Origin of the sequence: Autumnicola tepida, from assembly GCF_031846485.1 — a bacterium.
In the GTDB taxonomy this organism is placed as follows: domain Bacteria; phylum Bacteroidota; class Bacteroidia; order Flavobacteriales; family Flavobacteriaceae; genus Autumnicola; species Autumnicola tepida.
Genome location: NZ_JAVRHQ010000001.1, coordinates 17,209 through 40,075, shown reverse-complemented (window position 1 = coordinate 40,075; position 22,867 = coordinate 17,209). Strand labels below are relative to the sequence as shown.

Genomic DNA, 22,867 nt, shown 5'->3' with positions numbered 1-22,867 from the left:
TTATTAGAATTAGGGATCCTTACAATACAAAGGTATTAAAACATTTATTGTTACATCCCTCTAGCCACAATCTCCATATCCTTTGCTACTTTAGAATCTAGTACCTTAGCATAAATTTGTGTTGTTCTTAGGGATCTATGACCAAGCATCTTAGCAACGCTCTCTATAGGAACTCCTTTAGAAAGCGTAACTGTAGTTGCAAAAGTATGCCTGGCCAAATGGGTGGTTAAGTTCTTTTTTATCCCGCACAGGTCCGCAATTTCCTTTAGATAGGCATTTGATTTTTGATTTGATAGTACAGGCAAGACATTCTCACTTATTACTACTCTTGGATGATCCTTATATTTTTCCAGAATAGCCTCTGGAATTTTAAGAAGTGGTATACTACTTAAAGTTTTTGTCTTCTTCCTTTTTGTCTTTATCCATTTTTTATTCCCGTCAAAAATAATATCATCTTCAGTAAGTTTTTCAATATCTCCAAAAGAAAGTCCGGTATAACAACAGAATACGAACATATCCCTAACCAAATCTAAACGCGGTATATCCAAGTCCTTTTCTGATAATCTTTGAAGTTCTGCATCTGTAAGATAACCTCTATCCGAAGATTTCCAGGTTCCTTTCCAGTGAAAAAACGGATCTTTTTCTATCCACTGGTTAGCATAAGCAATTCGAATAATTTTTTTGAAATTGACAATATACTTTTGGGCTGTATTATGGGCACAATCTTTTTCTGATTTTAAATAATGATCAAATCCCGTGATAAAGCTATAATCTACATCTTCCACAGGAATATCTTTAGCTTTGTACCGATACGCCAGGTAATTCTCAATATGCTTTTTACACGCATTGTATCGCTGCAACGTACCTCTGGTATATCCCTTTCCTAATAATTTTTCCATTTGATAATTATGATCCTGAAAAATTTCCATTAGCATGTACTGCTTATCTTCCTTGCCTAAATAGATATCCTTAATAACTTTTGCAGAAATCTTTTTCCCCTCTCTTACCAAACGATCATGAATATCATATAGAGAAGCCCTGATATGATCAATAAAACGGTTGACCGCTCTTGCTTCCTCTGAAGTTCCTTTGGCCTTCCCGCTTTTGCTGTTCCATGCCTGAAGCTTAATTTTTCGGCTCGTACTAAATTCCGCCCGCTTTCCGTTGTAGGTTATCCTACTATATAAAACAGCTTGTTCGTCAGGTGTAGACCTCCCTTTCTTTGGAAAAAATAAAATGTTTAATAATGTTGACATAGGTGCGTCTTTTAAATTATTCCCCGAAAAGGTACAAAAAGAAAGACCTTAAAAATGTTAAAGAAACGCCGCAACCACTTTATTAACAGTATTTTACAAAACATTCGGTGCGCCTTTTTTTTGCTAAAAAAGGCGCACCGAATTCAGCACCAATTACTTAGGTTTATTTGTGTTTATTTGATACTTTGGAGAAGAAAAAAAGCCTCTAAATCATTGATTTTGAGGCTTTTTGCTTTAATTTAATACTTTAAAAGCGGTCTGGACGAGACTCGAACTCGCGACCCCCTGCGTGACAGGCAGGTATTCTAACCAACTGAACTACCAGACCGTTGCGTTATTGCGAGGGCAAATATACCACCGTTTTACAATCCTGCAAACCTTTTTTTAATTTTTTTTATCAAAAAATCATCTTCATCAACCAAGCTTTTGTCTTTCAACAAGATAAGTGGTTAAAATATTTTCGAAATTTTTATTGATATCCGCCTGTACATAATTGATCTTATACCTTGCGCACTCCAGTTCAATGGCTTCAAAATAATTATGCACCGCCTCCTGATAATTTTCCCTGATATTCTCCGAATATAAATCCACCTGCGCCCCCGTTTCCACATCGGTAAACCGCTTTGGAACATTGTCAAACTCAAAACCCAGCTCCCGCTTTTCATCCATAACATGAAAAAGCACCACTTCATGTTTGTTATACTTCAAATGTCGCAAAGCTTCAAACAACTGCCCCTCCTTCACATCAGCCTGGAACATGTCGGTAAATAAAAAAACCAGCGACCGCTTTTTAAGCTTTTCAGCGATCTGGTGCAGGTATGTATAAGTATCTGTAGCCTTTCCTCTGGGTTTGTTTACTAAAAGATCATTCAGAGTATTTAAAAGCATATGATGATGCCGCTCGCTCCCTTTCTCGGGCGCGTAAAATTCGAATTCATCACTGTAAACACTCAGCCCTACCGCATCCCGCTGTCGCTTCATCATTTGCATAATACAGGCCGAAGCCAGCGCAGAAAAGCCAATTTTATTCAAAGAACCGATGCCTTGTTTCGCTAATTTTGGATAATGCATAGAAGCCGAATTATCCACGATCAAGTGGCACCTTAAATTCGTTTCTTCCTCATAGCGCTTGGTATAAAGCTTATTGGTCCTGGCGAAAAGCTTCCAGTCAATATGCTTGGTACTTTCCCCGTTATTATAAATTTTATGCTCCGCAAATTCCGCGGAAAAACCGTAAAACGGACTTTTATGAATTCCCGAAATATAGCCTTCCACCACCTGCCGCGCCAGCAGGTCCAGGTTAGTAAAGCCACCCGTCTTATGTATTTCTTCCTGTAAATCCATGCATCAGTTCTTGCTGCTGAATATAAACAAAAAAGGCCCGATTCTCATCAGGCCTCTCTTTATTCTCTTTTATGATCTTACTATAATAGCTGATCGATTGCTTCCGCATAAGTATTTTTAGGAGCAACGCCTACCTGGCGTCCTACCACTTCCCCATTCTGAAAAACAAGCACAGTAGGGATATTTCTAACTCCGTATTTAGCGGCAAATTCCTGGTTAGCGTCCACATCAAGCTTCCCAACTACGGCTTTGCCTTCGTATTCCTGACTAATTTCGTCAATGATCGGGCCCACCATTCTACAAGGTCCGCACCATGCAGCCCAAAAATCGACCATTACAGGTTTATCGCTTTTCAAGACTTTTTCTTCAAAAGTCGCATCTGTTATTTCAATTGCCATAATATGTTATTTTGATTCCGATTTATACAATACGTAAAATTAGTCAAATATTTCTGCAAATCTTACACCTCTTACATCATATTTAACTATCTGCAGATTGGCTGATTTTATCTGGCGGGTCCTCCGCTTCGCTGCGGCCGGGCTTTCCGCGCTATCTGCCTTCCTTACGTCAGGCAGGATAGCCTGCTGCAATCCCTACCCGAACCCCCTCCGGCCTTCGGCCACCTCCCCTTGAAAAAAAGGGAGGAGCCACTGCCAAGGATAAGCACGAATTTCCAATATAAGTATTGATCTGTATCTCCCTTTTGGGAAGAGAGGCTACTAATTCAGCTTATAGTTTACCTGCTCCTCTTCCAGGGCCTCAAGCAGTTCCTGCGAAATTTTTACTTTCTGCCGCTTGCTGGGCATGTGCAGCTTCACCTGCTCCTTCATTTCATACACCACAAAATTCAGCTTGTGGTCCCCGCGATGTGTTCGGAATAAATCTTTTAAAACGCTGATTTTCTCTTCCTTTAAATCATTTATATCCAGCTGAATGGTCAGTTTTTTGGCGTAAGTATCCATAATATCATGCAGCAGCTGAAAACTGTTAAACTGGATGCGCGGATCTCCTTTTTTTCCCGTTTCCTTATTGGTCCATCCTTCTTTTATAAATGCCTTGATGTGCACAAAAGAATTCGGAACAAGAAAATGCCTGAACTTCAGGTATTCCTCGCCAAACATCCTGAACTCATACGTTTCATTATAATCTTCTATAAAAAAAGTGGCCCAGCCTTTGCCCATTTTGGAAGTGCGATGCTGCACATCGCTAATCACCCCTCCAAAAGAAAGCTCCCTGTTTACGAACTTTTCCATGTCGTTAAAATCGGCTAAAGTGGCATTGCAGAAGTATTGTAATTCCTTTTTAAAATCATCCAGCGGGTGGCCAGACAGGTAAATTCCCACCACCTCTTTTTCTCTTCTCAGTTTTTCCATAGTGCCCCAGGCTTCACAGGGCGGTACTGTTGGCTCCGGAATTTGCACATCGCTGGCTTCTCCAAACAGGCTCACTTGCGAAGAGTTTTCGTTTTCCTGGAATTTCGCAGCGAACTTAATGACTTTTTCCAAAAAGCTCATTCCATCCCCATCATCATGAAAATACTGCGCCCGGTGCGTATCTCCAAACCCGTCAAAACCTCCTGCCAAAGCCAGGTTCTCAAACGCTTTCTTATTGGCGGCACGTAAATCTATTCGTTTGGCCATATCAAATATGGAGCGGTAAGGCCCGCCCTCAGATTTTCGGTTTTCCACAATGGTGGCCACTGCTCCTGCGCCCACTCCTTTTATCGCGCCCATTCCAAAACGCACGGCATTCTCCTTATTTACCGAAAATTTATAATACGATTCATTTACATCGGGCCCAAGCACATTCAGCTTCATTCGCTTGCACTCTTCCATAAAGAAAGTCACCTGTTTAATGTCGTTCATGTTGTTGGAAAGCACCGCCGCCATATATTCTGCAGGGTAATGCGCTTTTAAGTAAGCGGTCTGGTAAGCGATCCAGGCGTAACAGGTGGAGTGAGATTTGTTAAAAGCATAGGCCGCAAACGCCTCCCAGTCTTTCCAGATTTTCTCCAAAGTTTCCCTTGGATGGCCTTTGGCTTCTCCTCCATCCAAAAACTTCGGCTTTAGCTGCTCCAGCAAAGCAAATATTTTCTTACCCATGGCTTTCCGAAGCATGTCGGCATCACCTTTGGAAAACCCGGCCAGCTTCTGCGACAACAGCATCACCTGCTCCTGGTAAACGGTAATGCCATAAGTTTCCTGCAGGTATTCCTCCATATCAGGAAGGTCATAGGCAATTTCTTCATTTCCATGTTTTCGCGCGATAAAACTGGGGATGTACTCCATTGGCCCCGGCCTATATAAGGCATTCATAGCGATAAGGTCATCAAAAACCGTGGGTTTAAGGTCCTTCATGTGCTTTTGCATCCCGGGAGATTCATACTGAAATATCCCTACCGTTTCTCCCCGCTGGAACAGCTTATATGTTTCCTCATCATCCAGCGGAAAACTGTCGGGATCCAGGTCTATTCCATGGCGGCCCTTTACAATTTTCACCGTATCCTTTATAAGGGTGAGGGTTTTAAGGCCCAAAAAGTCCATTTTTAACAGGCCTGCGCTTTCCACAACCGAGTTATCGAACTGCGTAACATACAAATCTGAATCCTTGGCCACGGAAACGGGCACGTAATTGGTAATATCGCCCGGGGTGATAATTACCCCGCAGGCATGGATTCCGGTATTTCTCACCGAACCCTCAAGGATACGCGCCTGGTTAAGGGTTTGCGCTTCAAGATCGTCTCCTTCAGCAATATTAAGGAGCTCGTTTATCTTCTCAACCTCCTCACTTCGGAATTTGCTCTTCAGGGCCTTTTCGTCCATTCCAAAGATTTTGCCCAACTTGGTATTGGGAATAAGCTTGGCAATCCTGTCGGCATCCATTAATGGCAAGTCCAGGACACGAGCCGTATCCCTAATGGAAGATTTCGCGGCCATGGTTCCGTAGGTAATAATCTGCGCCACCTGGTTGGCCCCGTATTTCTTGATTACGTAATCCATCACACGACTTCGGCCCTCGTCATCAAAATCAATATCAATATCGGGCATGCTCACACGGTCTGGGTTCAGGAAACGCTCAAACAGCAGGTCGTACTTAATGGGGTCGATATTTGTAATTCCAAGGCAGTAGGCCACGGCACTTCCCGCGGCAGATCCTCGACCCGGCCCAACCGATACGTCCATATTGCGCGCTTCCCGTATAAAATCTTCCACAATAAGGAAATACCCGGGATAACCGGTATTTTCGATTACCGAAAGTTCAAAATCCAGCCTTTCTTTAATTTCAGGAGTAATTTCGCCATAGCGTTCTTTGGCCCCTTCAAAAGTAATGTGCTTTAAATAGGCATTTTCGCCCCGCTTTCCGCCATCTACTTTATCTTCTTCAACCAAAAACGCGTCGGGAATGGTAAAGGCCGGCAACAATACATCGCGCGCCAATTCAAAAGGTTCAATTTTATCAACAATTTCCTTAACGTTTGAAATGGCTTCGGGTAAATCTTTAAAGAGATTTTTCATCTCTTCGGCCGACTTGAAATAATATTCCTGGTTGGGCAGGCCGTATCTATACCCACGGCCGCGGCCAATTGGCGTGGCCTGCTTTTCCCCGTCTTTTACGCAAAGCAAAATATCGTGTGCATTGGCGTCTTCCTGTTTCCAGTAATAGGTATTATTGGTGGCAACGAGTTTTATATCATGAGTTTTGGCAAAATCGATAAGCACAGGGTTTACCCGGTTTTCATCTTCCTGGTTGTGCCGCATGAGCTCAATATAAAGATCATCACCAAACTGTTCTTTCCACCAGAGCAAAGCTTCTTCTGCCTGTTTCTCGCCAACATTAAGCACCTTGCTGGGAACTTCGCCATATAGGTTACCGGTAAGAACGATCACGTCCTCCTTATATTTTTGAATTACTTCCCTATCGATCCGCGGCACGTAGTAAAAACCTTCGGTATAAGCGATGGAAGACATTTTTGCCAGGTTATGATAACCTTTTTTGTTCTTTGCCAGCATCACAATCTGGTAACCATTGTCTTTCCTTGATTTGTCTAGGTGATTTTCACAAACAAAAAATTCGCAGCCCACAATGGCCTTTAACTCCCTGGCTTCCGCAGGCTGGTTGTTTTCCAGAGCTTCGGCATTTTTAGCTTTTACAGATTTGTTATAGGCGCCCACTTCTTTAACAAAGTGGAAGGCGCCCATCATGTTGGCATGATCGGTAAGGGCCACGGCAGGCATATTTTCTTCCCCGGCCGCGTTTACTAAATCGGGAATGCTAATGGTGGACTGTAATACTGAAAACTGGGAGTGGTTATGTAAATGCGCGAAAGGAACCTCATCCAGCTTTTCGAGGTTTTCTTCAATCTCCGCGGTGCTAATCTCATCGGAAGGTTTTTCCTTCTGAAGCTGTTTCCTTATTTCTTCGGAAGCTTTTTTAAGGTTAATGTGCTTTAACCCGATGAGTTTTATTGGCTGCGGATTGGCTTCTGAAAAATTTTCAAAATAATCTGCAGGAACGTCTAATTGTTCCCTGGTAAACATTCTTTTGCGCACCAGTTCCAGGAAACAGCGGGTTGTCGCCTCCACATCGGCAGTCGCGTTGTGGGCTTCAGCAAAAGGTTCATCAAAAAGGTATTCATGAAGCTCGGTAAGCGTGGGCAGTTTAAATTTACCGCCACGGCCACCGGGAATTTTACACATTTCGGCAGTCACCTCTGTACAAGTGTCCAGGATTGGCAAATTTTGTAGCGAATTTTCCATCTGAAGTCGGAAGAATTCGGCGCCCATAATATTCACGTCAAAACCTACATTCTGGCCCACTACAAATTTTGATTTATTAAGGGCTGCCTGGAACTTTTCAAGCACTTCATTTAAAGCAATGCCGTCCTCAGCGGCAAGCTCGGTAGAAATGCCGTGGATTTTCTCGGCATCATACGGGATATTGAAATCTTCAGGCTTAACCAGGTAATCCTGACTTTCTACCAGCCTTCCCAGTTCATCGTGCAGTTGCCAAGCTATTTGAATGCAACGCGGCCAGTTGTCAGAATCGGTTAAGGGAGCGTCCCAACGCTTTGGTAATCCGGTGGTTTCGGTATCAAAAATCAGGTACATGTAAAATTGGTTTAAATCCTGGAAGGTTATTTCCGAAGCAAAAAATCTGCTTCAGCAAGTGCCGCTAAATTAGCGATAAAATGACTTTTGCTAAAACAAAATTTTAAGGATTTATTAACCAGTTTTCGCGCATAAAAAAAGCCTCACAAACAGTGTCCAGATGGTACTTCTTTGTGAGGCCTGATACGAACACTTAAACTACTACTACTTCAGTCAAACATTTGTTCGTATCTTTTTAGGTCTTTAATCGAATTGCTTCTCGAGGATCTTTACTTTGTTTAGAGATTCCACGATGGCATTTTTCTGCTTCATAAGAATGTTCCCCGTAGAAGCAGGGATACTGGAATCCTTAAGAATATCTTCGTAATCTTCCACAGCCGCCTTTTCTCCGCGTTCTGCTTCTTCAAGAACGGCTTCTTCCTTATCTGAGGACAATTTGGTTTTTAGGTTCATCCACGTTCTGTGAACATCTCCTGCAATATCAGATCCCTTATCAGGTTCTTCCCCAAATTTGGCAATTTCGGCCTTTAGCTCATGCCCAAAATCATATCTTTCCTGTGCCTTTGCTTTAAAAAAAGACTTTAGTTCTGCATTCTTCACATTTTCCGCAGCAAATTTAAAACCCTTTTCCGCATCATAACTTTTTTCCAAAAGTTCATTCAGCTTCTTGGCAACATCTTTAGAATAACTCATAGCTGTTTTTTGTTTTTGTTTCCACTAATATACAGTCCACATCTTCTGATAACAACCTATTTAACAGGGTTTAGCACTAATTAACTGCTTTTAACAGCGCAGCCGTTTCTTTCCCTAAAAACCTCCTAAATATTATATTCTGAAGATCACTTTGGCGTGAAATTTAAAGGCAGTTAACTCAAAATTTTAATCCTGTAAAAACTTGTAAATTAGAAAAATGATGTATCTTTGCAGCCTTATTAATAACAGGGGTCGGGAACCCCACAAATTAATTTTTATGCCTGTAAAAATAAGATTACAAAGACACGGTAAAAAGGGAAAACCTTTTTACTGGATTGTTGCCGCAGATTCGCGTGCAAAAAGAGATGGTAAATATCTTGATAAAATTGGTATTTACAATCCAAACACCAATCCTGCAACTATCGAATTAGATGTAGACGGTGCGGTTAAATGGTTACAGAACGGAGCGCAGCCTACAGATACTGCCCGTGCTATCCTTTCTTACAAAGGTGCTTTGCTTAAAAAACATCTTGCTGTTGGAGTTAGAAAAGGCGCTTTGACCGAAGAAGAGGCCGAGAAGAAATTCCAGGCCTGGTTAGAGGAAAAAGAAGGCAAAATTAACGCCAAAAGAGAAAATTTAACCAAAGAACAACAAGCAGCCAGGGCGAAAGCCTTGGAGGCTGAAAAAGAAGTAAACGCAAAGCGTGAAGCTGAAGCTAAAGGTGCTGAAGAAGAAACTGCTGCCGACGAGAACTACGAAGGCGCTGCAGTAACTGAAGGAAGCGAGCCTGAAGCAAATGTTGAAAAAGAAGTGGACACTGAAACTGCCGACGAAGCAGCTACAGAAGAGAAAAAGAACGCTTAATTCTACCGGCGGCGATGACTAAAGAGGAGTGTTTCTATTTAGGTAAAATCGTTAGCAAATTTAGCTTTAAAGGGGAGGTGCTTATAAAATTAGACACCGATGAACCTGAAACTTACACAGAAATGGAATCAGTTTTCGTTGAATACAACGATAACCTGGTTCCATTTTTTATTGAAAAAAGCAGCCTGCATAAAAGCACGCTTCTTCGCGCAAAATTTGAAGATATAGATACAGAAGATGATGCCGAAGATATTATTGGATGCGAACTTTACCTCCCATTAACCATGCTGCCCAAACTGGGAGAAAACCAGTTCTACTTTCATGAAATTATAGGCTTTACGGTAATGGATGCCCAGCACGGCAATATTGGCCAGGTGACCTCGGTAAACGACTCTACCGCCCAGGCTCTTTTCGAAATTACAAAAGACGGCAGGGAAATTCTTATTCCCATGAATGATGAGTTTATAGAAAAATTAGACAAAAAGAATAAAACCATCTACCTCGATACTCCTGAAGGTTTGGTGGACCTTTATCTCGGCTAATTTAAAGAAACCAGTTGCGGGTTTTCTTTCGTCGGTTATAATAGTTCTCAGTTTTTCAGCTTGTCTCCTTCGGCTCACAGAAGATCTTAGAGTCTCCACTAACTATTTATTGTATTGATACCTCATTCTGCACGAAATTAAATAGTAGCTACTCAGGTCAGGCTTTATAAAACGAAACCCTGAAAATAGATCCAGGGTTTAACAGCTAAAAAACAATTGGAACCTAAGCCAAGACTTCTTCCCATCCGAAGGCTTCAGCAATAGGCGCGAAGACTATTTTTCCTTTTACGATATTCAATCCTTTGGCCAGGGCAGCATCTTTTGAACAGGCATCTTTCCAGCCAGATTCCACCAGCTTGAGAATATAAGGCAGCGTAACATTGGTAAGCGCCAGCGTAGAGGTATGCGGCACCGCCCCGGGCATATTGGCCACGCAATAATGCACCACATCGTCTATAATATAAACAGGATTTTCATGGCTGGTAGGCCTTGAAGTTTCCATGCAACCACCTTGATCTACCGCAACATCCACAATCACTGTTCCCGGCTCCATTTCCTTCAGCATGTCCCTGCTGATAAGTTTTGGAGCCCTGGCGCCGGCATTCAACACCGCCCCAATAATAAGATCATGCGTTTTGATGTGTTTCCTTATATTGTATTCGTTTGAAAATTCCGTAACCACATGACTGGGCATGATGTTGTTTACATGCCTCAGGCGGTCCATACTAATATCCATAATCGTTACCTGCGCTCCAAGGCCCGCAGCCATTTTAGCCGCCTGGATGCCAACCGTACCTGCGCCAAGAATAAGCACTTTTCCCGGCCGAACCCCGGGCACGCCGCCTAAAAGCAGCCCTTTCCCCTTCACCGGTTTTTCAAGATATTTTGCTCCCTGCTGGATAGCCATTCTCCCGGCAACTTCAGACATTGGAGTAAGCAATGGCAAACCTCCTAAAGCATCCTGCACCGTCTCGTAAGCTATACATACCGCTTTATTCTGAATCATGGCTTCTGTTAAACCACGATTGGATGCGAAATGAAAATAAGTAAAAATCACCTGGTCTTCCTTAATAAGGGAATATTCCTTTTCTATAGGCTCCTTAACCTTTACGATCATTTCGCTCCTCGCATACAATTCTTCAATTGTAGGTAGCAGAACAGCCCCAGAAGCAGCGTAATCTTCATCTAAAAAGCCGCTGTTATCTCCTGCTGTACTCTGCACAAAAACCTCATGCCCTCTTTTAGCAAGCTCCAGCACTCCCGCAGGGGTCATTCCCACACGGCTCTCGTTGTTCTTAATTTCCTTAGGTACACCAATTTTCATAATTTGAATATTTTAGTCACAATAATAAACCAAAATATTCAAATTAAGGGGTTTGCTTTTAAAATTGTATTAATTTTTATCTAAAAACAAAAATTAAAGGGGGTTAAATAACAATATTAACTATTTTACCCGGCACAACAATCACTTTTTTAGGGGCCTTACCGGATATATGATCTTTTGTTCTTTCATCAGCAAGAACGGTTTTCTCAATTTCATCTTTGGTGAGTTCCAGAGACAATTCCATTGTAAAGCGCATTTTCCCATTAAAGGAAACAGGATAATTTTTGGTACTCTCTACCAGGTATTTCTCCTCATAAACCGGGTAAGCAGCGGTAGCCACAGACTCTGAATGGCCTAGTTTCTCCCACAATTCTTCCGCGATATGCGGTGCGTAAGGCGCAATTAATACCGCTAAAGGTTCTAAAACTTCCCTGCTGTTGCAATTTTGAGCGGAAAGCTCATTCACACAAATCATAAAGGTGGAAACCGAAGTATTAAAGCTGAAATTTTCAATATCTTCAGTCACTTTTTTGATGGTTTTATGCAGTGATTTCATGGAATCTTTGGATGCCGGCTCTTCTGATACGAAGAAGGACTTCTCCCCTCCTTCGGAGGGGCTGGGGGAGGAATGATAAAGCTTCCAAAGTTTTTTTAGGAAATTATGCACCCCTGTGATTCCGGCAGTATTCCAGGGTTTGGCCTGTTCAAGCGGCCCTAGGAACATCTCGTACATCCTTAAAGTATCGGCACCGTAATTTTCACAAATATCGTCCGGATTTACCACGTTGTATTTGGACTTGGACATTTTTTCGACCTCGCGGCCCACTTTATACATTCCGTCTTCTTCAGTAACGAATTTGGCATCCTTAAATTCCGGGCGCCATTTTTTAAAGCCTTCAATATCCAGTTCATCTGAAGCATTTATCAGCGAAACATCGGCGTGTATAGGCTGCACTTTATTGTTGCCAACAAGGTTCTTAGATAAGAGTACATTTTCTCCTTCCAGCCTGTAAACAAAAGCGCTGGTCCCCAAAATCATCCCCTGGTTGATCAGTTTCTTAAAAGGTTCTTCAACATTAAGATAACCGCGGTCCTTTAAAAATTTGGTCCAGAAACGGGAATACAATAAATGTCCTGTGGCATGTTCGCTCCCGCCAATATATAAATCAACATTTTTCCAGTATTCCTGCGCTTCCTTAGAGACAAAGGTCTCCTCATTATGCGGATCCATATACCTGAAAAGATACCAGGAGCTTCCCGCCCAACCGGGCATAGTATTAAGCTCCAGACGAAAAATAGTCTCCTCGTCAATTTGGGTATTAGGAACTACTTTATTATTTTCTGTGTCCCAGGCCCAGTCGGTAGAATTCCCCAAAGGTGGTTCGCCTGTTTCAGTAGGTAAATATTTTTCAACTTCGGGAAGCCTCAATGGCAAATACTTTGCATCTATCATTTGCGGCATTCCGTTTACGTAATAAACCGGAAAAGGTTCTCCCCAGTACCTTTGCCGGCTAAAAACGGCATCGCGCAGGCGATAATTTGTTTTCCCATAGCCATTGCCGTTTTTTTCAAGTTCCAGGATCACTTTCTGAAGCGCCTCCTTATATTCAAGTCCGCTAAGAAAATCGGAGTTCACGATTACCGTTCCTTCTTTTCCTGAAAAAGCTTCTTCAGAAATATCGGCGTTTTCAAAAATGTTGGTTATTGGCAGATCAAAATGCTTGGCAAAATCGTAATCCCGCTGGTCCCCGCAAGGCACGGCCATTACCGCTCCCGTCCCGTAGCCGGCCAGTACATAATCGCCAATCCAGATAGGAACAGGTTCTTTGGTAAACGGATGCTCGGCATAAGCACCGGTAAAAGCGCCGCTAATGCTTTTAACATCGGCCATTCGCTCCCGTTCACTTCGCTTTGCGCTTGCAGCGATATAGGTCTCTACTTCTTCCTTTTGTTCAGGAGTGGTTATTTTCCGCACCAGTTCATGTTCCGGCGCAAGGGTCATAAAAGTCACTCCGAAAATGGTATCGGGACGGGTGGAAAAAACAGGAATTTCGAATTCAGAATTTTGAATTTTGAATGTTATTTGTGCCCCAACAGATTTGCCAATCCAGTTACGCTGGCTTTCCTTTAAGCTTTCGGTCCAGTCGATTTGGTCAAGATCCTGGAGAAGGCGTTCAGCAAAAGCGGAGATTCGCATGCTCCACTGCGTCATTTTTTTGCGGACCACCGGATAGCCGCCACGTTCGGAAACCCCGTTTACAATCTCGTCGTTTGCCAGGACTGTTCCCAGTTGCGGGCACCAGTTCACTTCGGTTTCAGCCAGGTAGGTAAGGCGGTATTTAAGCAGCTGCTTCTGTTTTTCTTCAGAAGAAAAAGCGTTCCACTCTTCCGCAGAAAAACCTTCAACATCATCATCACAGGCTGCCTTCACCCTGGTAGTCCCTTCCGCAGAAAAAATCTCTTCCAGCTCAGAAATGGCGCGGGATTTCCCCTGATCGTAATCGTACCAGGATTCAAAAAGCTGAATAAAAATCCACTGCGTCCACTTATAATATTCGGGATTGCTGGTGCGCACTTCCCTGCTCCAGTCGAAAGAAAAACCAATTTTATCAAGCTGCTCCCGGTAGCGTTTTATGTTATTTTCGGTAGTAAGTGCGGGGTGCTGGCCTGTTTGAATAGCATACTGCTCTGCCGGCAGCCCAAAACTGTCGTAACCTTGTGGATGCAGTACGTTAAAGCCCTTATGCCCCTTGTAACGCGCGTAGATATCGCTGGCAATATAGCCCAGCGGATGCCCCACGTGAAGCCCTGCTCCTGAAGGATAAGGGAACATATCCAGCACGTAGTAAGGCGCTCCCAGGCTCTCGGAGTTAGGGGATCCTGGATTTTGAGCTTTAAAAGTTTGATTTTTGGCCCAGTATTTTTGCCACTTGGCTTCAATTTCGTTGAAGTTGTAATTCATTTCTTTATTTTTCTATACCTCTCGACTGCGCTCGAGGCGACACCACATTAATGCCTGCAAATTTACAATTTTAAACTTCTTGGGATAATGTGCGGGAAAATCAATTCCTGCTTTTTCGAGCCTCTTTTTCCATGGGCAGCAGGAGTTCGTACAACATTCCGTTAACGGGAGTCGAAATTTGATGTTTTTCAGCCTCCTTTACAATATACCCGTTAAAATTCTCCAGTTCTGAAGGCCGCCCGGCCATGAGGTCCCGCTGGGTAGAGGCCGTTGTACCTTTAGCCTGACTATTTACCAACTCAAAAGCTTTTGCTATATGCTCTTCTTTTAGCGGAATCCCTTTCGCGTTAGCCACCGCTTTTACTTCCTGCGCGGTTTTCTGCATAAGATCGTATAAATATTCACTTTCTCTTATCTTATCGATCGGCACACGGGTTAAGCCACCAATGCCGCTAAAGGTGGTGATGTATAAAAACTTTTTCCAGATTTCCAGCTGAATATCTTCCGGGATGCGGTTGCTGATGCCTGCCGTATGGAAAATCGTTTTTACCTTCTGAATACGGTCTGTCCTGGAATTGTTCAATTCCCCAAAAATGATATCGGGTTCCAGGGCGGTATGCTTTATTTTTCCCGGGCCATCAATAAAACTGATGATATGGCAAAGCCCGCCAAGGATGTTCTTCCCGGGAAACACTTCCTGCAATGCTTCAATATTACTGGCGCCGTTTTGCAGGGGCAGCACCATGGTATTTTCACCAACCAGTGGTTTTATGGCTTTGGCCGCTTGGGGAACCTGCCATGACTTTACCCCTAAAATCACAAGTTCGGGCACGGGAACTTCAGCAACATCATCAGTAAGCATTTTTGGTCGGGCTGTAAAATTGCCATTAATGCTTTCTACCTCCAGCCCGTTTTGCCTGATGGCTTCAAGATGTTCCCCTCGGGCGACCATGCTTACATCAAAACCTGCTTTGGCAAGTTTTCCTCCAAAATAACCGCCAACTCCTCCAATTCCGTAAATCAGTATTTCCATCGCTTGTTTTTTCAAATTTACACTTATAAGAATAAATCAAAAAGTTTGAACGTTAATAGGAAACGGGAATGATTAACTTTCTTATTTTTACAAAAAATCTGAGTTCGCTGTATGAGCACATCTTTTGAGAAGTACCAGAAACGCAGGCTGATTTCCTCTTATTTTTCAGTAGTAATCAGCATCGCGCTAGTACTTTTTTTATTAGGAATACTGGGCCTTCTGGTATTAAACACTAAAAAAGTGGCCGATCATTTCAAGGAGCAAATCGCCATGACCGTTTACTTTAAAGATTCGGCCAAAGAAGTGGAAATGGAGGAATTAAAAAAGAGCCTTGCCATGGCCGATTATACCAAATCTGCCACTTTTGTCTCTAAAGAAGAAGCCGCCGAGCAGCATAGTGAAGAAATCGGGGAGGATTTTATGGAGTTTCTGGGCTACAATCCGCTGCAAAATTCCATTGACATTTATATGAATGCCGATTATGTTTCTTCCACACAGGTAGATTCTATCGCCACCAACCTTACTGAAAGAAATTTTGTAGATGAAGTGGTTTACGATAAACCCCTTATAGCTTTGCTGAATGAAAATGTGCGAAAAATTAGCCTTTGGGTTTTAGTTGTAAGCGCTGTTTTTACATTTATCGCGGTGCTGTTGATTAACAGCAGTATAAGGCTCGCGGTATATTCAAAGAGATTTATAATTAAAACCATGCAAATGGTAGGCGCCACCAAAGGTTTTATCAGGAGGCCCTTTATCTGGCAGAGCGTGAAACTGGGAATGATTGGAGCCGTGCTGGCGCTAATAGGAATGGCCGCCGTTTTATATTACCTAAATAAGAGTTTTGGCGAACTTAACCTGCTGGGCGACGTAAAATTACTGGCCGCACTTTTTATAGGTGTTTTTCTAATTGGGGTAATTATCACCTGGATTAGCACCTATTTCGCCACTTCAAGGTTTTTAAACCTGAAAACAGACGAATTGTATTATTAAGTTAGAAGTTAGAAGTTAGAAGTTAGAAGTTAGAAGTTAGAAGTTAGAAGTTAGAAGTTAGAAGTTAGAAGTTAGAAGTTAGAAGTTAGAAGTTAGAAGTTAGAAGTTAGAAGTTAGAAGTTAGAAAGATGGAAATTCCGGCATCGAAAAAGAGGTTTCTGAGCCGGAACTTATAAAAAGTTTTCAATCTAGACTTTTAAATCTGCTTCAGGGAAAACATACAAAATGAGTAAAAAGAACAATCCTTCACCACAGCAAAATGCTTTCGTATTCGGAAAGAGAAATTACATCGTGATGTTTATTGGCCTGGGCGTAATCGCGCTTGGCTTTATTTTAATGGCCGGTGGCGGAAGCGATGATCCCAATGTATTTAACCCCGCCATTTATAATTTCCAGAGGATACGCCTTGCCCCAACCCTGGTGCTTATAGGTTTTGGAATTGAAGCCTACGCCATCTTATTAAATCCACGTAAAACTAAGTAAGTTTGGACATATTAGATGCTGTAATTCTTGGAATTATACAGGGGCTTACTGAGTTTTTACCCGTTTCTTCCAGCGGCCACCTGGAGCTTGCGAAAGCAATTTTAGGTGATACCAGCGTACCTGAAGAATCCCTTCTTTTTACGGTCGTACTGCATTTTGCCACCGCCCTGAGCACACTGGTGATCTTCAGAAAAGATGTTGCCGAAATCTTTAAAGGACTTCTTCAGTTTAAATGGAACGGGGAAACCGAATTTTCACTGAAGATTATAATCTCCATGATTCCTGCCGCTCTTGTTGGGGTTTTATTTGAAGAGGAACTGGAAACCCTCTTTGGCGGAAACATTATTTTTGTGGGTTTTATGCTCCTCATTACCGCGTTACTGCTCTGGCTGGCAGATAAAGCGAAAAACACCGGAAAAAGCGTAAGTTCCAGCAATGCGTTCGTAATAGGAGTATCCCAGGCCATTGCGGTACTGCCGGGAATCTCCAGGAGCGGCGCCACCATTTCAACTTCAGTGCTGCTGGGGAATGACAAAACCAAAGCCGCAAGGTTCTCTTTTCTAATGGTGGTACCATTGATATTTGGCAAAATTGCCAAAGATTTTCTGGATGGCAATATTGCCCATTCCAACATCCCGGCTTCAGTTTTAATAGTAGGTTTTATAGCAGCATTTCTCGCGGGGCTTGCCGCCTGCACCTGGATGATCGCGCTGGTTAGAAAAAGCAAACTTTCTTATTTCGCCATCTATTGCTTTGTAGTTGGCCTTATCGCGATTGCCTTTGAGTATATGAATTGATTATCTTTGTATTATGGATGCAAAGACTAACCTTAGAGCCTAACTGCTTCGAATTATTGAAGATGAATCATAAACACTTTACTCCCGAAGATTTTAAAACGGGCCAAATCTTATTATTTGACAAACCTTTGCACTGGACATCCTTCCAGCTGGCAAACAAAGTAAGGTGGCTCATCAGGAAAAGCTGTGGGATCAAAAAAATAAAAGTGGGCCATGCCGGCACGCTGGACCCGTTAGCTACGGGCCTGCTGATTATCTGCACCGGGAAATTTACCAAAAGGATCCCTGAGCTGCAGGGGCAGGAAAAGGAATATACCGGCACCTTCACGCTTGGCTCCACCACTCCGTCTTACGACCTGGAGACTGAGATTGACCAAAATTATCCTATAGACCATGTTTCGGAAGCGGACGTACAGAGAGCAACACAAAAGTTTATGGGTGAAATTGAGCAAATTCCTCCTGTTTTTTCAGCTTTAAAAAAAGACGGGAAAAGGCTTTACGAATACGCGCGGAAAGGGGAAGAAGTAAAAGTACAGCCAAGAAAGGTTAAAATTGATAATTTTGAAGTTAACGCAAAAAATTTTCCGCTGGTAGACTTCAGGGTGGTGTGCAGCAAAGGAACTTATATCCGCTCCCTTGCACACGATTTTGGCCTGCAACTAAACAGCGGCGCGCATCTTTCAGCATTAAGAAGAACCAGGATTGGCGAGTATTCGTTAGAAAAATCTTTTGACCTGGAGTCTTTTCAGAAATTATTACCTTCACAGGAGAATAATTCTGCCTGAGCGCAGTTTTCTTAACCTATGGAGGAATTTTTCGACAAGCACAAAGCCTTGATCATTACCGTGTTATTATTTGCGGTACTATTCCTTGCGCTTTACAACTTCAACCTTTCCAGCAAAAACCGGGAAACTTCAGAAATGCTTGTAAACCTGGAACAAATTAAAGAGCTGCAAAAAGAAGAGCAGGAGCAGGAGGAGGCACAGGAGACTCCACAGCAACAGCGCCAGGTGCAGACCCACCAGGCGTATAATGAAAACCAGGAAGGCAGGGAGCAGAATTTTGACCGGCAGTTAAACGAGATTTTTGAAAAAAATAGTGCAGCCCGCCAGGAGGCTTCTGAAAATGCTACAGAAAGTGCTTCATCTGGAAATTTTAATGTAAGTAAAAAACAAAAAGCGCCTCAAAAAAGGTCTGATGGGAACAACAGCACAAATTCTACTTCAGCAAAAGAGGGAAGTATGGAAAACAGCTCCATATCTTTCTCCCTTGTTGACAGAAACGCCGTACAAATTCCAAACCCGGTTTACACCTGTGATACGCCCGGCAGAATAGTAGTAAATATTACAGTAAATGCTGAGGGCATGGTTACTGAAACGAGCATTAACAAGGCAAGTTCTACCTCATCTAACGAATGCCTTATCGAGCAGGCCCTGCAATATGCTGCAGGTGCACGTTTCTCCCCTCTTGCAGGCAGAAATTCTCAGCCGGGAACTATTAGCTATCAATTTAAACCTTAAACCTATGTCAGAAATTTCACGTTGTGGCTGGTGCGTGGGCGACCCGCTTTATGAAGCTTATCACGATAAGGAATGGGGCGTGCCCGTATATGATGATGAATGCCTCTTTGAGTTTTTAATACTGGAAACCTTCCAGGCGGGCTTAAGCTGGATTACCATTCTTCGCAAAAGGGAAAATTTCAGGATGGCTTTCGATAATTTTGATTACAGAAAAATAGCTGATTATCCTAAAGAAAAATTAGAGGAACTGCTGCAAAATCCGGGAATTATTAGAAACAAACTCAAAGTTAAGGCTACTGTTACCAACGCCCGTTTATTTATGAAAGTACAGGAAGAATTCGGCAGTTTTAGCAACTACATCTGGAGTTTTGTACACGGAAAACCCATTCAGAATGAAATTGAAGATTATAAAAAAGCCCCGGCCACAACCGAAATTAGCGATAAACTTAGCAAAGACCTCAAAAAACGCGGATTCAAATTTGTAGGTTCCACGGTAATGTATGCCCACATGCAGGCCACCGGCATGGTAAATGACCATGAAACCTCCTGTTTTAGGTACGAGCAGGTAAAAAATCTATAGAAATATGAAATACCTGTTGTTCATATTGCTGTTTACAGGGCTTTCGATGCTGGCCCAGGATAAAAAAATTGAACGGGAAGACCGTATTTCAGAAGAAAAAATGCCGGGTAGAGCGGTTGAGCTTATTAATGCGGAAAAACCCGAAGCCGCGAGAAGGTTGAAGTACTACTTTGAAACCGATGCCAATCGCACCAGTTATGAAGCAAAGTTTAAATACAATGGCCACAAATATAGCGTTGAATTCGACAATAACGGGAAACTTGAAGATATTGAGGTTCAGTTAAAGAAAAAAGAGATACCCCAAATTACCATACAGGCAATCAAAAGCTATATTGATGAACGAAACGAACGGTATAAAATTGAAAAAATACAGGCCCAGTATTTACCATTTATCTCTGAAAATCAGGCTTTCTTCAATTCCCTAAAACCTGAGAAAGTTTCTCCAGAAAATTATGAACTTATAATAGCGGTTAAAACAGGGGGAAATTACAGAGGTTTGAAATGCTGTTTGATCATTCCGGAAAAATTATAGAAAAACGGGAAGTAATTAGAAACGAATATGACTACCTCTTGTTTTAATCTACATATATTCTTCCTGTTTCTAATTTTTACCGCGACCACAGTGAAGGCGCAGGAAAATTTTTCTGTGCTTGCCGAGCCTGAATTTTCATTAAATATCAATACCCCTAACCGCTGGTCTTTTAATTTCCAGGCAGGAAACCGGGATTTGATTTATGCTGAAGAAGAAAACATTTTTAAAGTCCGCCATATAGAATTAACACACTTCACCAGCTACGAAACTGGATTTTACAGCAAAATAAGCCTTGGGATTCGTTACAGGTTTAGGGAAATGTTTGATAATTCGAACGTGGACGAAAAACGGCTGATCCAGCAGTACGGCCATTCCCGAAGATACAATGCCTTAACCATTGCCCACCGCGCAAGGCTGGAAGAGCGCTTTAGGGAAAATACCACTTTCAGGACACGTTATGAATTTTCAGTAGAAGTACCGCTAAGCGGGTTACGGCTGGACCAGAAGGAATTTTTTATAGTCACCGATACCGAAGCCTTGTGGAGCCTTGGAAAGCATGAAAAACCTTCCTTAGAACAAAGGCTGGGGGTTTCCCTTGGCAACCAGGTGGGAAAAAATACGAAAATCAGCCTGGGCCTGCAATATAGATATAACGATTACACCACTACCCCCTCTTCAGAGCTCTTTATCCAGACAGGCGTATCCTTTTCTTTATAAACTGCAGGATTAAATCGAATGCCTACTCCATAAATTTCATAAATTCCTTCCTGGAGATTTCCTCTGCCCCCAGGCTTTCCAGGTGTTGGGTATACACCTGGCAATCTATAAGCTTTACGCCCTGCTTCCGCAGCTCCCTTACCAGGTGAATAAACCCGTATTTTGAGGCATTGCTTTTCCTGGTAAACATGCTTTCACCACAAAAAACACCGCGATCTTTCAGGTAAACGCCATATAAGCCACCGGCTAATTCGCCCTCATCCCATACTTCAACAGATATGGCCAGTCCCAGCTGGTGCAGGCCCAGGTAGGCGCTTTTCATATCTTCAGTCAGCCAGGTGCCATCCTGGCCTTTACGGGGTATAGAAGCACAGTTGTGCAGCACTTCAGCAAAAGCTTCATTAAAAGTAACCTCAAAAATCTCTTTTTTGATCAATCGGCGCATGCTTTTGGAAACCTTCAGCCTGTGAGGAAAAAGAACCATTCGCGGGTCCGGGCTCCACCATAAAATGGGCTGCGACGCATTATACCAGGGGAAAATTCCGTTTTCATAGGCTGTTTTTAGTCGCTGTAAGGACAAATCCCCGCCTATGGCCAGCAAACCTTCTTCCGAAGCACATTCTACAGATGGAAATTGTTCGTTTTTCTTCAGAATATGCATAAAACAGCGCCGCCTTTATAATTGGAGGTTATAAATGTAAAAAAGCCCGCTTTCTTAATAAGAAAGCAGGCTTTAAAGTTTTATTAAAGTTGCCTTGCCTAAAAGGGCAAATCGTCATAATCTTCATCATTAAGATCGTTCGCAGGCTCAAACTGGTCTGGTGGCGGAACATTTTGGCCCGATGACTGGCCGGCCTCAAGGTTCTCGATCCTCCAGCCCTGGATAGAGTTGAAGTATTTTGTTTCCCCCTGTGGGCTCACCCACTCACGGCCGCGCAGGTTAATGCCTATTTTTACCGGTTGCCCTACCCTGAAGTTGTTCAGCAGGTCTGTTTTATCCTGAACAAATTCCACCATGATGTGCTGAGGGTACTGCTCTTCAGTAGTAACCACTATTTCTCTTTTCCTGAATCCGTTGTTGCCGAAGGTTTTGGTATCCCCAATCAGCTTGATTTTTCCTTGTACTTCCATTTCTTCTATTTTGCTAATAATATTTTCCAGGCTTCTTCAGTTTTATTTTCTTCAATTAAAATCTGTGCCTGAGTATGAATTCCTTTCACATTTCCTTTTGCCACGGCTGCGGCAAGTTTGGGGTTTTCTTTAAGGTAAAGATCGATCTCCTCTTTGGAAGGCAAGGCTTCCACATTCCCCAGTTTCCCGAGATCGTTACCTGTTAGCACCTCGCTGTTCCTTATTTCCTGCGGAATCTGGTCTACCCCAATTCCCAGTTTCGAAAGCGGTTTAGGCACTTCAAACATGCCCAGATTCGCACGGCTGTACCAATTTGCCCCCATTCGGGCCACCTGGTCTATTTTATGCTGATCTATAAGCCCCTCAGCATCCAACACATCTTCTTTAATATGCATTCTCAGCACCTCGCATATCACAAGGTTTCCTGCCCCGCCTTCACTGCCAAGTTCCACAACATCATTTACCCTGCACTCAAACTGCACCGGAGATTCAGCAACCCTAAAAGGCTTCACCAGTTCAGATTCCAGCATGCTAAGGCCAGATTTTTCAAACTCATTCACACCCTCATCATAATCGGTGCTGGAAAGGGACATTTGCTGTACAATATTGTAATTTACAATATTTATCACCACTTCCTTGGTTGCCTTTGCGTTGGTATGGGTATGCTTCACCGTTTTATCCCTGCCCCTCCTCGCCGGGGAAAAAATGAGAATAGGAGGATTGGTGCTAAATACATTAAAATAACTAAAAGGAGATAAATTTGGCCTTCCGTCCTTATCTACTGTACTTGCAAAAGCAATAGGCCTCGGCCCCACCGCCCCCAGCATATACTGGTGTAATTTACCTGTGCTTACCTCCCCGGGATTTATACTCAGCATTTCAATAATTTTTCACAAAGGTAACGAAACAGGCAGGGAATGAAAAGAACAGCTACACAATAATATTCCTGCAAAAACGCTTATCTTTAAAACGCATAAACTTTGCTTTTCT

Annotated in this window: 21 protein-coding genes and 1 tRNA gene; 10 read left to right on the top strand and 12 right to left on the bottom strand. The window is 42.7% G+C overall.

Annotated elements, in window-relative coordinates:
• Window positions 1-50: 50 nt before the first annotated feature.
• The 6 genes from RM553_RS00190 to RM553_RS00165 form a co-directional block, all read right to left on the bottom strand.
• Window positions 51-1,256 carry a site-specific integrase gene (locus RM553_RS00190; RefSeq protein WP_311532826.1) on the bottom strand — a complete coding sequence of 402 codons (1,206 nt, stop codon included), beginning with the start codon at window positions 1,254-1,256 and terminating at the stop codon, window positions 51-53.
• Between the two features lie 254 nt (window positions 1,257-1,510).
• Window positions 1,511-1,584 (bottom strand) — tRNA-Asp (locus tag RM553_RS00185).
• Window positions 1,585-1,670: 86 nt separating this feature from the next.
• Window positions 1,671-2,600, bottom strand: coding sequence for a DUF58 domain-containing protein (locus RM553_RS00180; RefSeq protein WP_311532824.1), 930 nt, complete (start codon window positions 2,598-2,600; stop codon window positions 1,671-1,673).
• 80 nt (window positions 2,601-2,680) lie between these two features.
• Entirely contained in the window at window positions 2,681-2,998 is a 318-nt protein-coding gene (gene trxA, locus RM553_RS00175) for a thioredoxin (protein ID WP_311532822.1), read from the bottom strand.
• A 321-nt stretch (window positions 2,999-3,319) separates the two neighbouring features.
• Window positions 3,320-7,708, bottom strand: coding sequence for a DNA polymerase III subunit alpha (gene dnaE, locus RM553_RS00170; RefSeq protein WP_311532820.1), 4,389 nt, complete (start codon window positions 7,706-7,708; stop codon window positions 3,320-3,322).
• 243 nt (window positions 7,709-7,951) lie between these two features.
• Complete coding sequence (locus RM553_RS00165) at window positions 7,952-8,401, bottom strand: ferritin-like domain-containing protein (protein ID WP_311532818.1); 450 nt, start codon at window positions 8,399-8,401, stop codon at window positions 7,952-7,954.
• A 277-nt stretch (window positions 8,402-8,678) separates the two neighbouring features.
• Between RM553_RS00165 and RM553_RS00160 the strand changes: the two genes are divergently transcribed.
• Window positions 8,679-9,266, top strand: a complete 588-nt coding sequence (locus RM553_RS00160; RefSeq protein ID WP_311532816.1) for a 30S ribosomal protein S16 — start codon at window positions 8,679-8,681, stop codon at window positions 9,264-9,266.
• 14 nt (window positions 9,267-9,280) lie between these two features.
• The gene (gene rimM / locus RM553_RS00155; protein ID WP_311532814.1) at window positions 9,281-9,808 is read left to right on the top strand and encodes a ribosome maturation factor RimM; all 528 of its coding nucleotides are present in this window, start codon (window positions 9,281-9,283) and stop codon (window positions 9,806-9,808) included.
• 223 nt (window positions 9,809-10,031) lie between these two features.
• On the opposite strand, the gene ald is transcribed toward rimM, so the two are convergent.
• The 3 genes from ald to RM553_RS00140 all read right to left on the bottom strand — a co-directional run bounded on the left by ald (window position 10,032) and on the right by RM553_RS00140 (window position 15,127).
• Complete coding sequence (gene ald, locus RM553_RS00150) at window positions 10,032-11,132, bottom strand: alanine dehydrogenase (RefSeq protein ID WP_311532812.1); 1,101 nt, start codon at window positions 11,130-11,132, stop codon at window positions 10,032-10,034.
• Between the two features lie 103 nt (window positions 11,133-11,235).
• Window positions 11,236-14,094 (bottom strand): leucine--tRNA ligase, encoded by a 2,859-nt coding sequence (gene leuS, locus RM553_RS00145; RefSeq protein ID WP_311532811.1) that lies wholly within the window; start codon window positions 14,092-14,094, stop codon window positions 11,236-11,238.
• Between the two features lie 100 nt (window positions 14,095-14,194).
• Window positions 14,195-15,127 carry a ketopantoate reductase family protein gene (locus RM553_RS00140; protein WP_311532809.1) on the bottom strand — a complete coding sequence of 311 codons (933 nt, stop codon included), beginning with the start codon at window positions 15,125-15,127 and terminating at the stop codon, window positions 14,195-14,197.
• A 111-nt stretch (window positions 15,128-15,238) separates the two neighbouring features.
• Between RM553_RS00140 and RM553_RS00135 the strand changes: the two genes are divergently transcribed.
• The 8 genes from RM553_RS00135 to RM553_RS00100 all read left to right on the top strand — a co-directional run bounded on the left by RM553_RS00135 (window position 15,239) and on the right by RM553_RS00100 (window position 20,746).
• A complete protein-coding gene (locus RM553_RS00135; RefSeq protein ID WP_311532807.1) occupies window positions 15,239-16,117 on the top strand; it encodes a cell division protein FtsX in 879 nt (292 codons plus the stop codon).
• 225 nt (window positions 16,118-16,342) lie between these two features.
• Entirely contained in the window at window positions 16,343-16,600 is a 258-nt protein-coding gene (locus tag RM553_RS00130; protein ID WP_311532806.1) for a DUF3098 domain-containing protein, read from the top strand.
• A gap of 2 nt (window positions 16,601-16,602) precedes the next feature.
• Window positions 16,603-17,397: an undecaprenyl-diphosphate phosphatase gene (locus RM553_RS00125; RefSeq protein WP_311532804.1), complete on the top strand. Its 795-nt coding sequence runs from the start codon at window positions 16,603-16,605 to the stop codon at window positions 17,395-17,397.
• A 62-nt stretch (window positions 17,398-17,459) separates the two neighbouring features.
• Entirely contained in the window at window positions 17,460-18,182 is a 723-nt protein-coding gene (truB, locus tag RM553_RS00120; protein WP_311532803.1) for a tRNA pseudouridine(55) synthase TruB, read from the top strand.
• Window positions 18,183-18,200: 18 nt separating this feature from the next.
• Entirely contained in the window at window positions 18,201-18,917 is a 717-nt protein-coding gene (locus RM553_RS00115; protein WP_311532802.1) for a TonB family protein, read from the top strand.
• A 4-nt stretch (window positions 18,918-18,921) separates the two neighbouring features.
• Window positions 18,922-19,497 carry a DNA-3-methyladenine glycosylase I gene (locus tag RM553_RS00110; protein ID WP_311532801.1) on the top strand — a complete coding sequence of 192 codons (576 nt, stop codon included), beginning with the start codon at window positions 18,922-18,924 and terminating at the stop codon, window positions 19,495-19,497.
• A 4-nt stretch (window positions 19,498-19,501) separates the two neighbouring features.
• Window positions 19,502-20,029: a hypothetical protein gene (locus RM553_RS00105; protein WP_311532799.1), complete on the top strand. Its 528-nt coding sequence runs from the start codon at window positions 19,502-19,504 to the stop codon at window positions 20,027-20,029.
• Between the two features lie 27 nt (window positions 20,030-20,056).
• Window positions 20,057-20,746 carry a DUF2490 domain-containing protein gene (locus RM553_RS00100; RefSeq protein ID WP_311532797.1) on the top strand — a complete coding sequence of 230 codons (690 nt, stop codon included), beginning with the start codon at window positions 20,057-20,059 and terminating at the stop codon, window positions 20,744-20,746.
• A gap of 22 nt (window positions 20,747-20,768) precedes the next feature.
• On the opposite strand, the gene aat is transcribed toward RM553_RS00100, so the two are convergent.
• The 3 genes from aat to RM553_RS00085 form a co-directional block, all read right to left on the bottom strand.
• The gene (aat, locus tag RM553_RS00095; RefSeq protein ID WP_311532796.1) at window positions 20,769-21,407 is read right to left on the bottom strand and encodes a leucyl/phenylalanyl-tRNA--protein transferase; all 639 of its coding nucleotides are present in this window, start codon (window positions 21,405-21,407) and stop codon (window positions 20,769-20,771) included.
• 98 nt (window positions 21,408-21,505) lie between these two features.
• The gene (locus RM553_RS00090) at window positions 21,506-21,877 is read right to left on the bottom strand and encodes a DUF3127 domain-containing protein (RefSeq protein WP_311532795.1); all 372 of its coding nucleotides are present in this window, start codon (window positions 21,875-21,877) and stop codon (window positions 21,506-21,508) included.
• A 5-nt stretch (window positions 21,878-21,882) separates the two neighbouring features.
• Window positions 21,883-22,755 carry a flavin reductase family protein gene (locus RM553_RS00085; RefSeq protein ID WP_311532793.1) on the bottom strand — a complete coding sequence of 291 codons (873 nt, stop codon included), beginning with the start codon at window positions 22,753-22,755 and terminating at the stop codon, window positions 21,883-21,885.
• Between the last annotated feature and the right edge of the window lie 112 nt (window positions 22,756-22,867).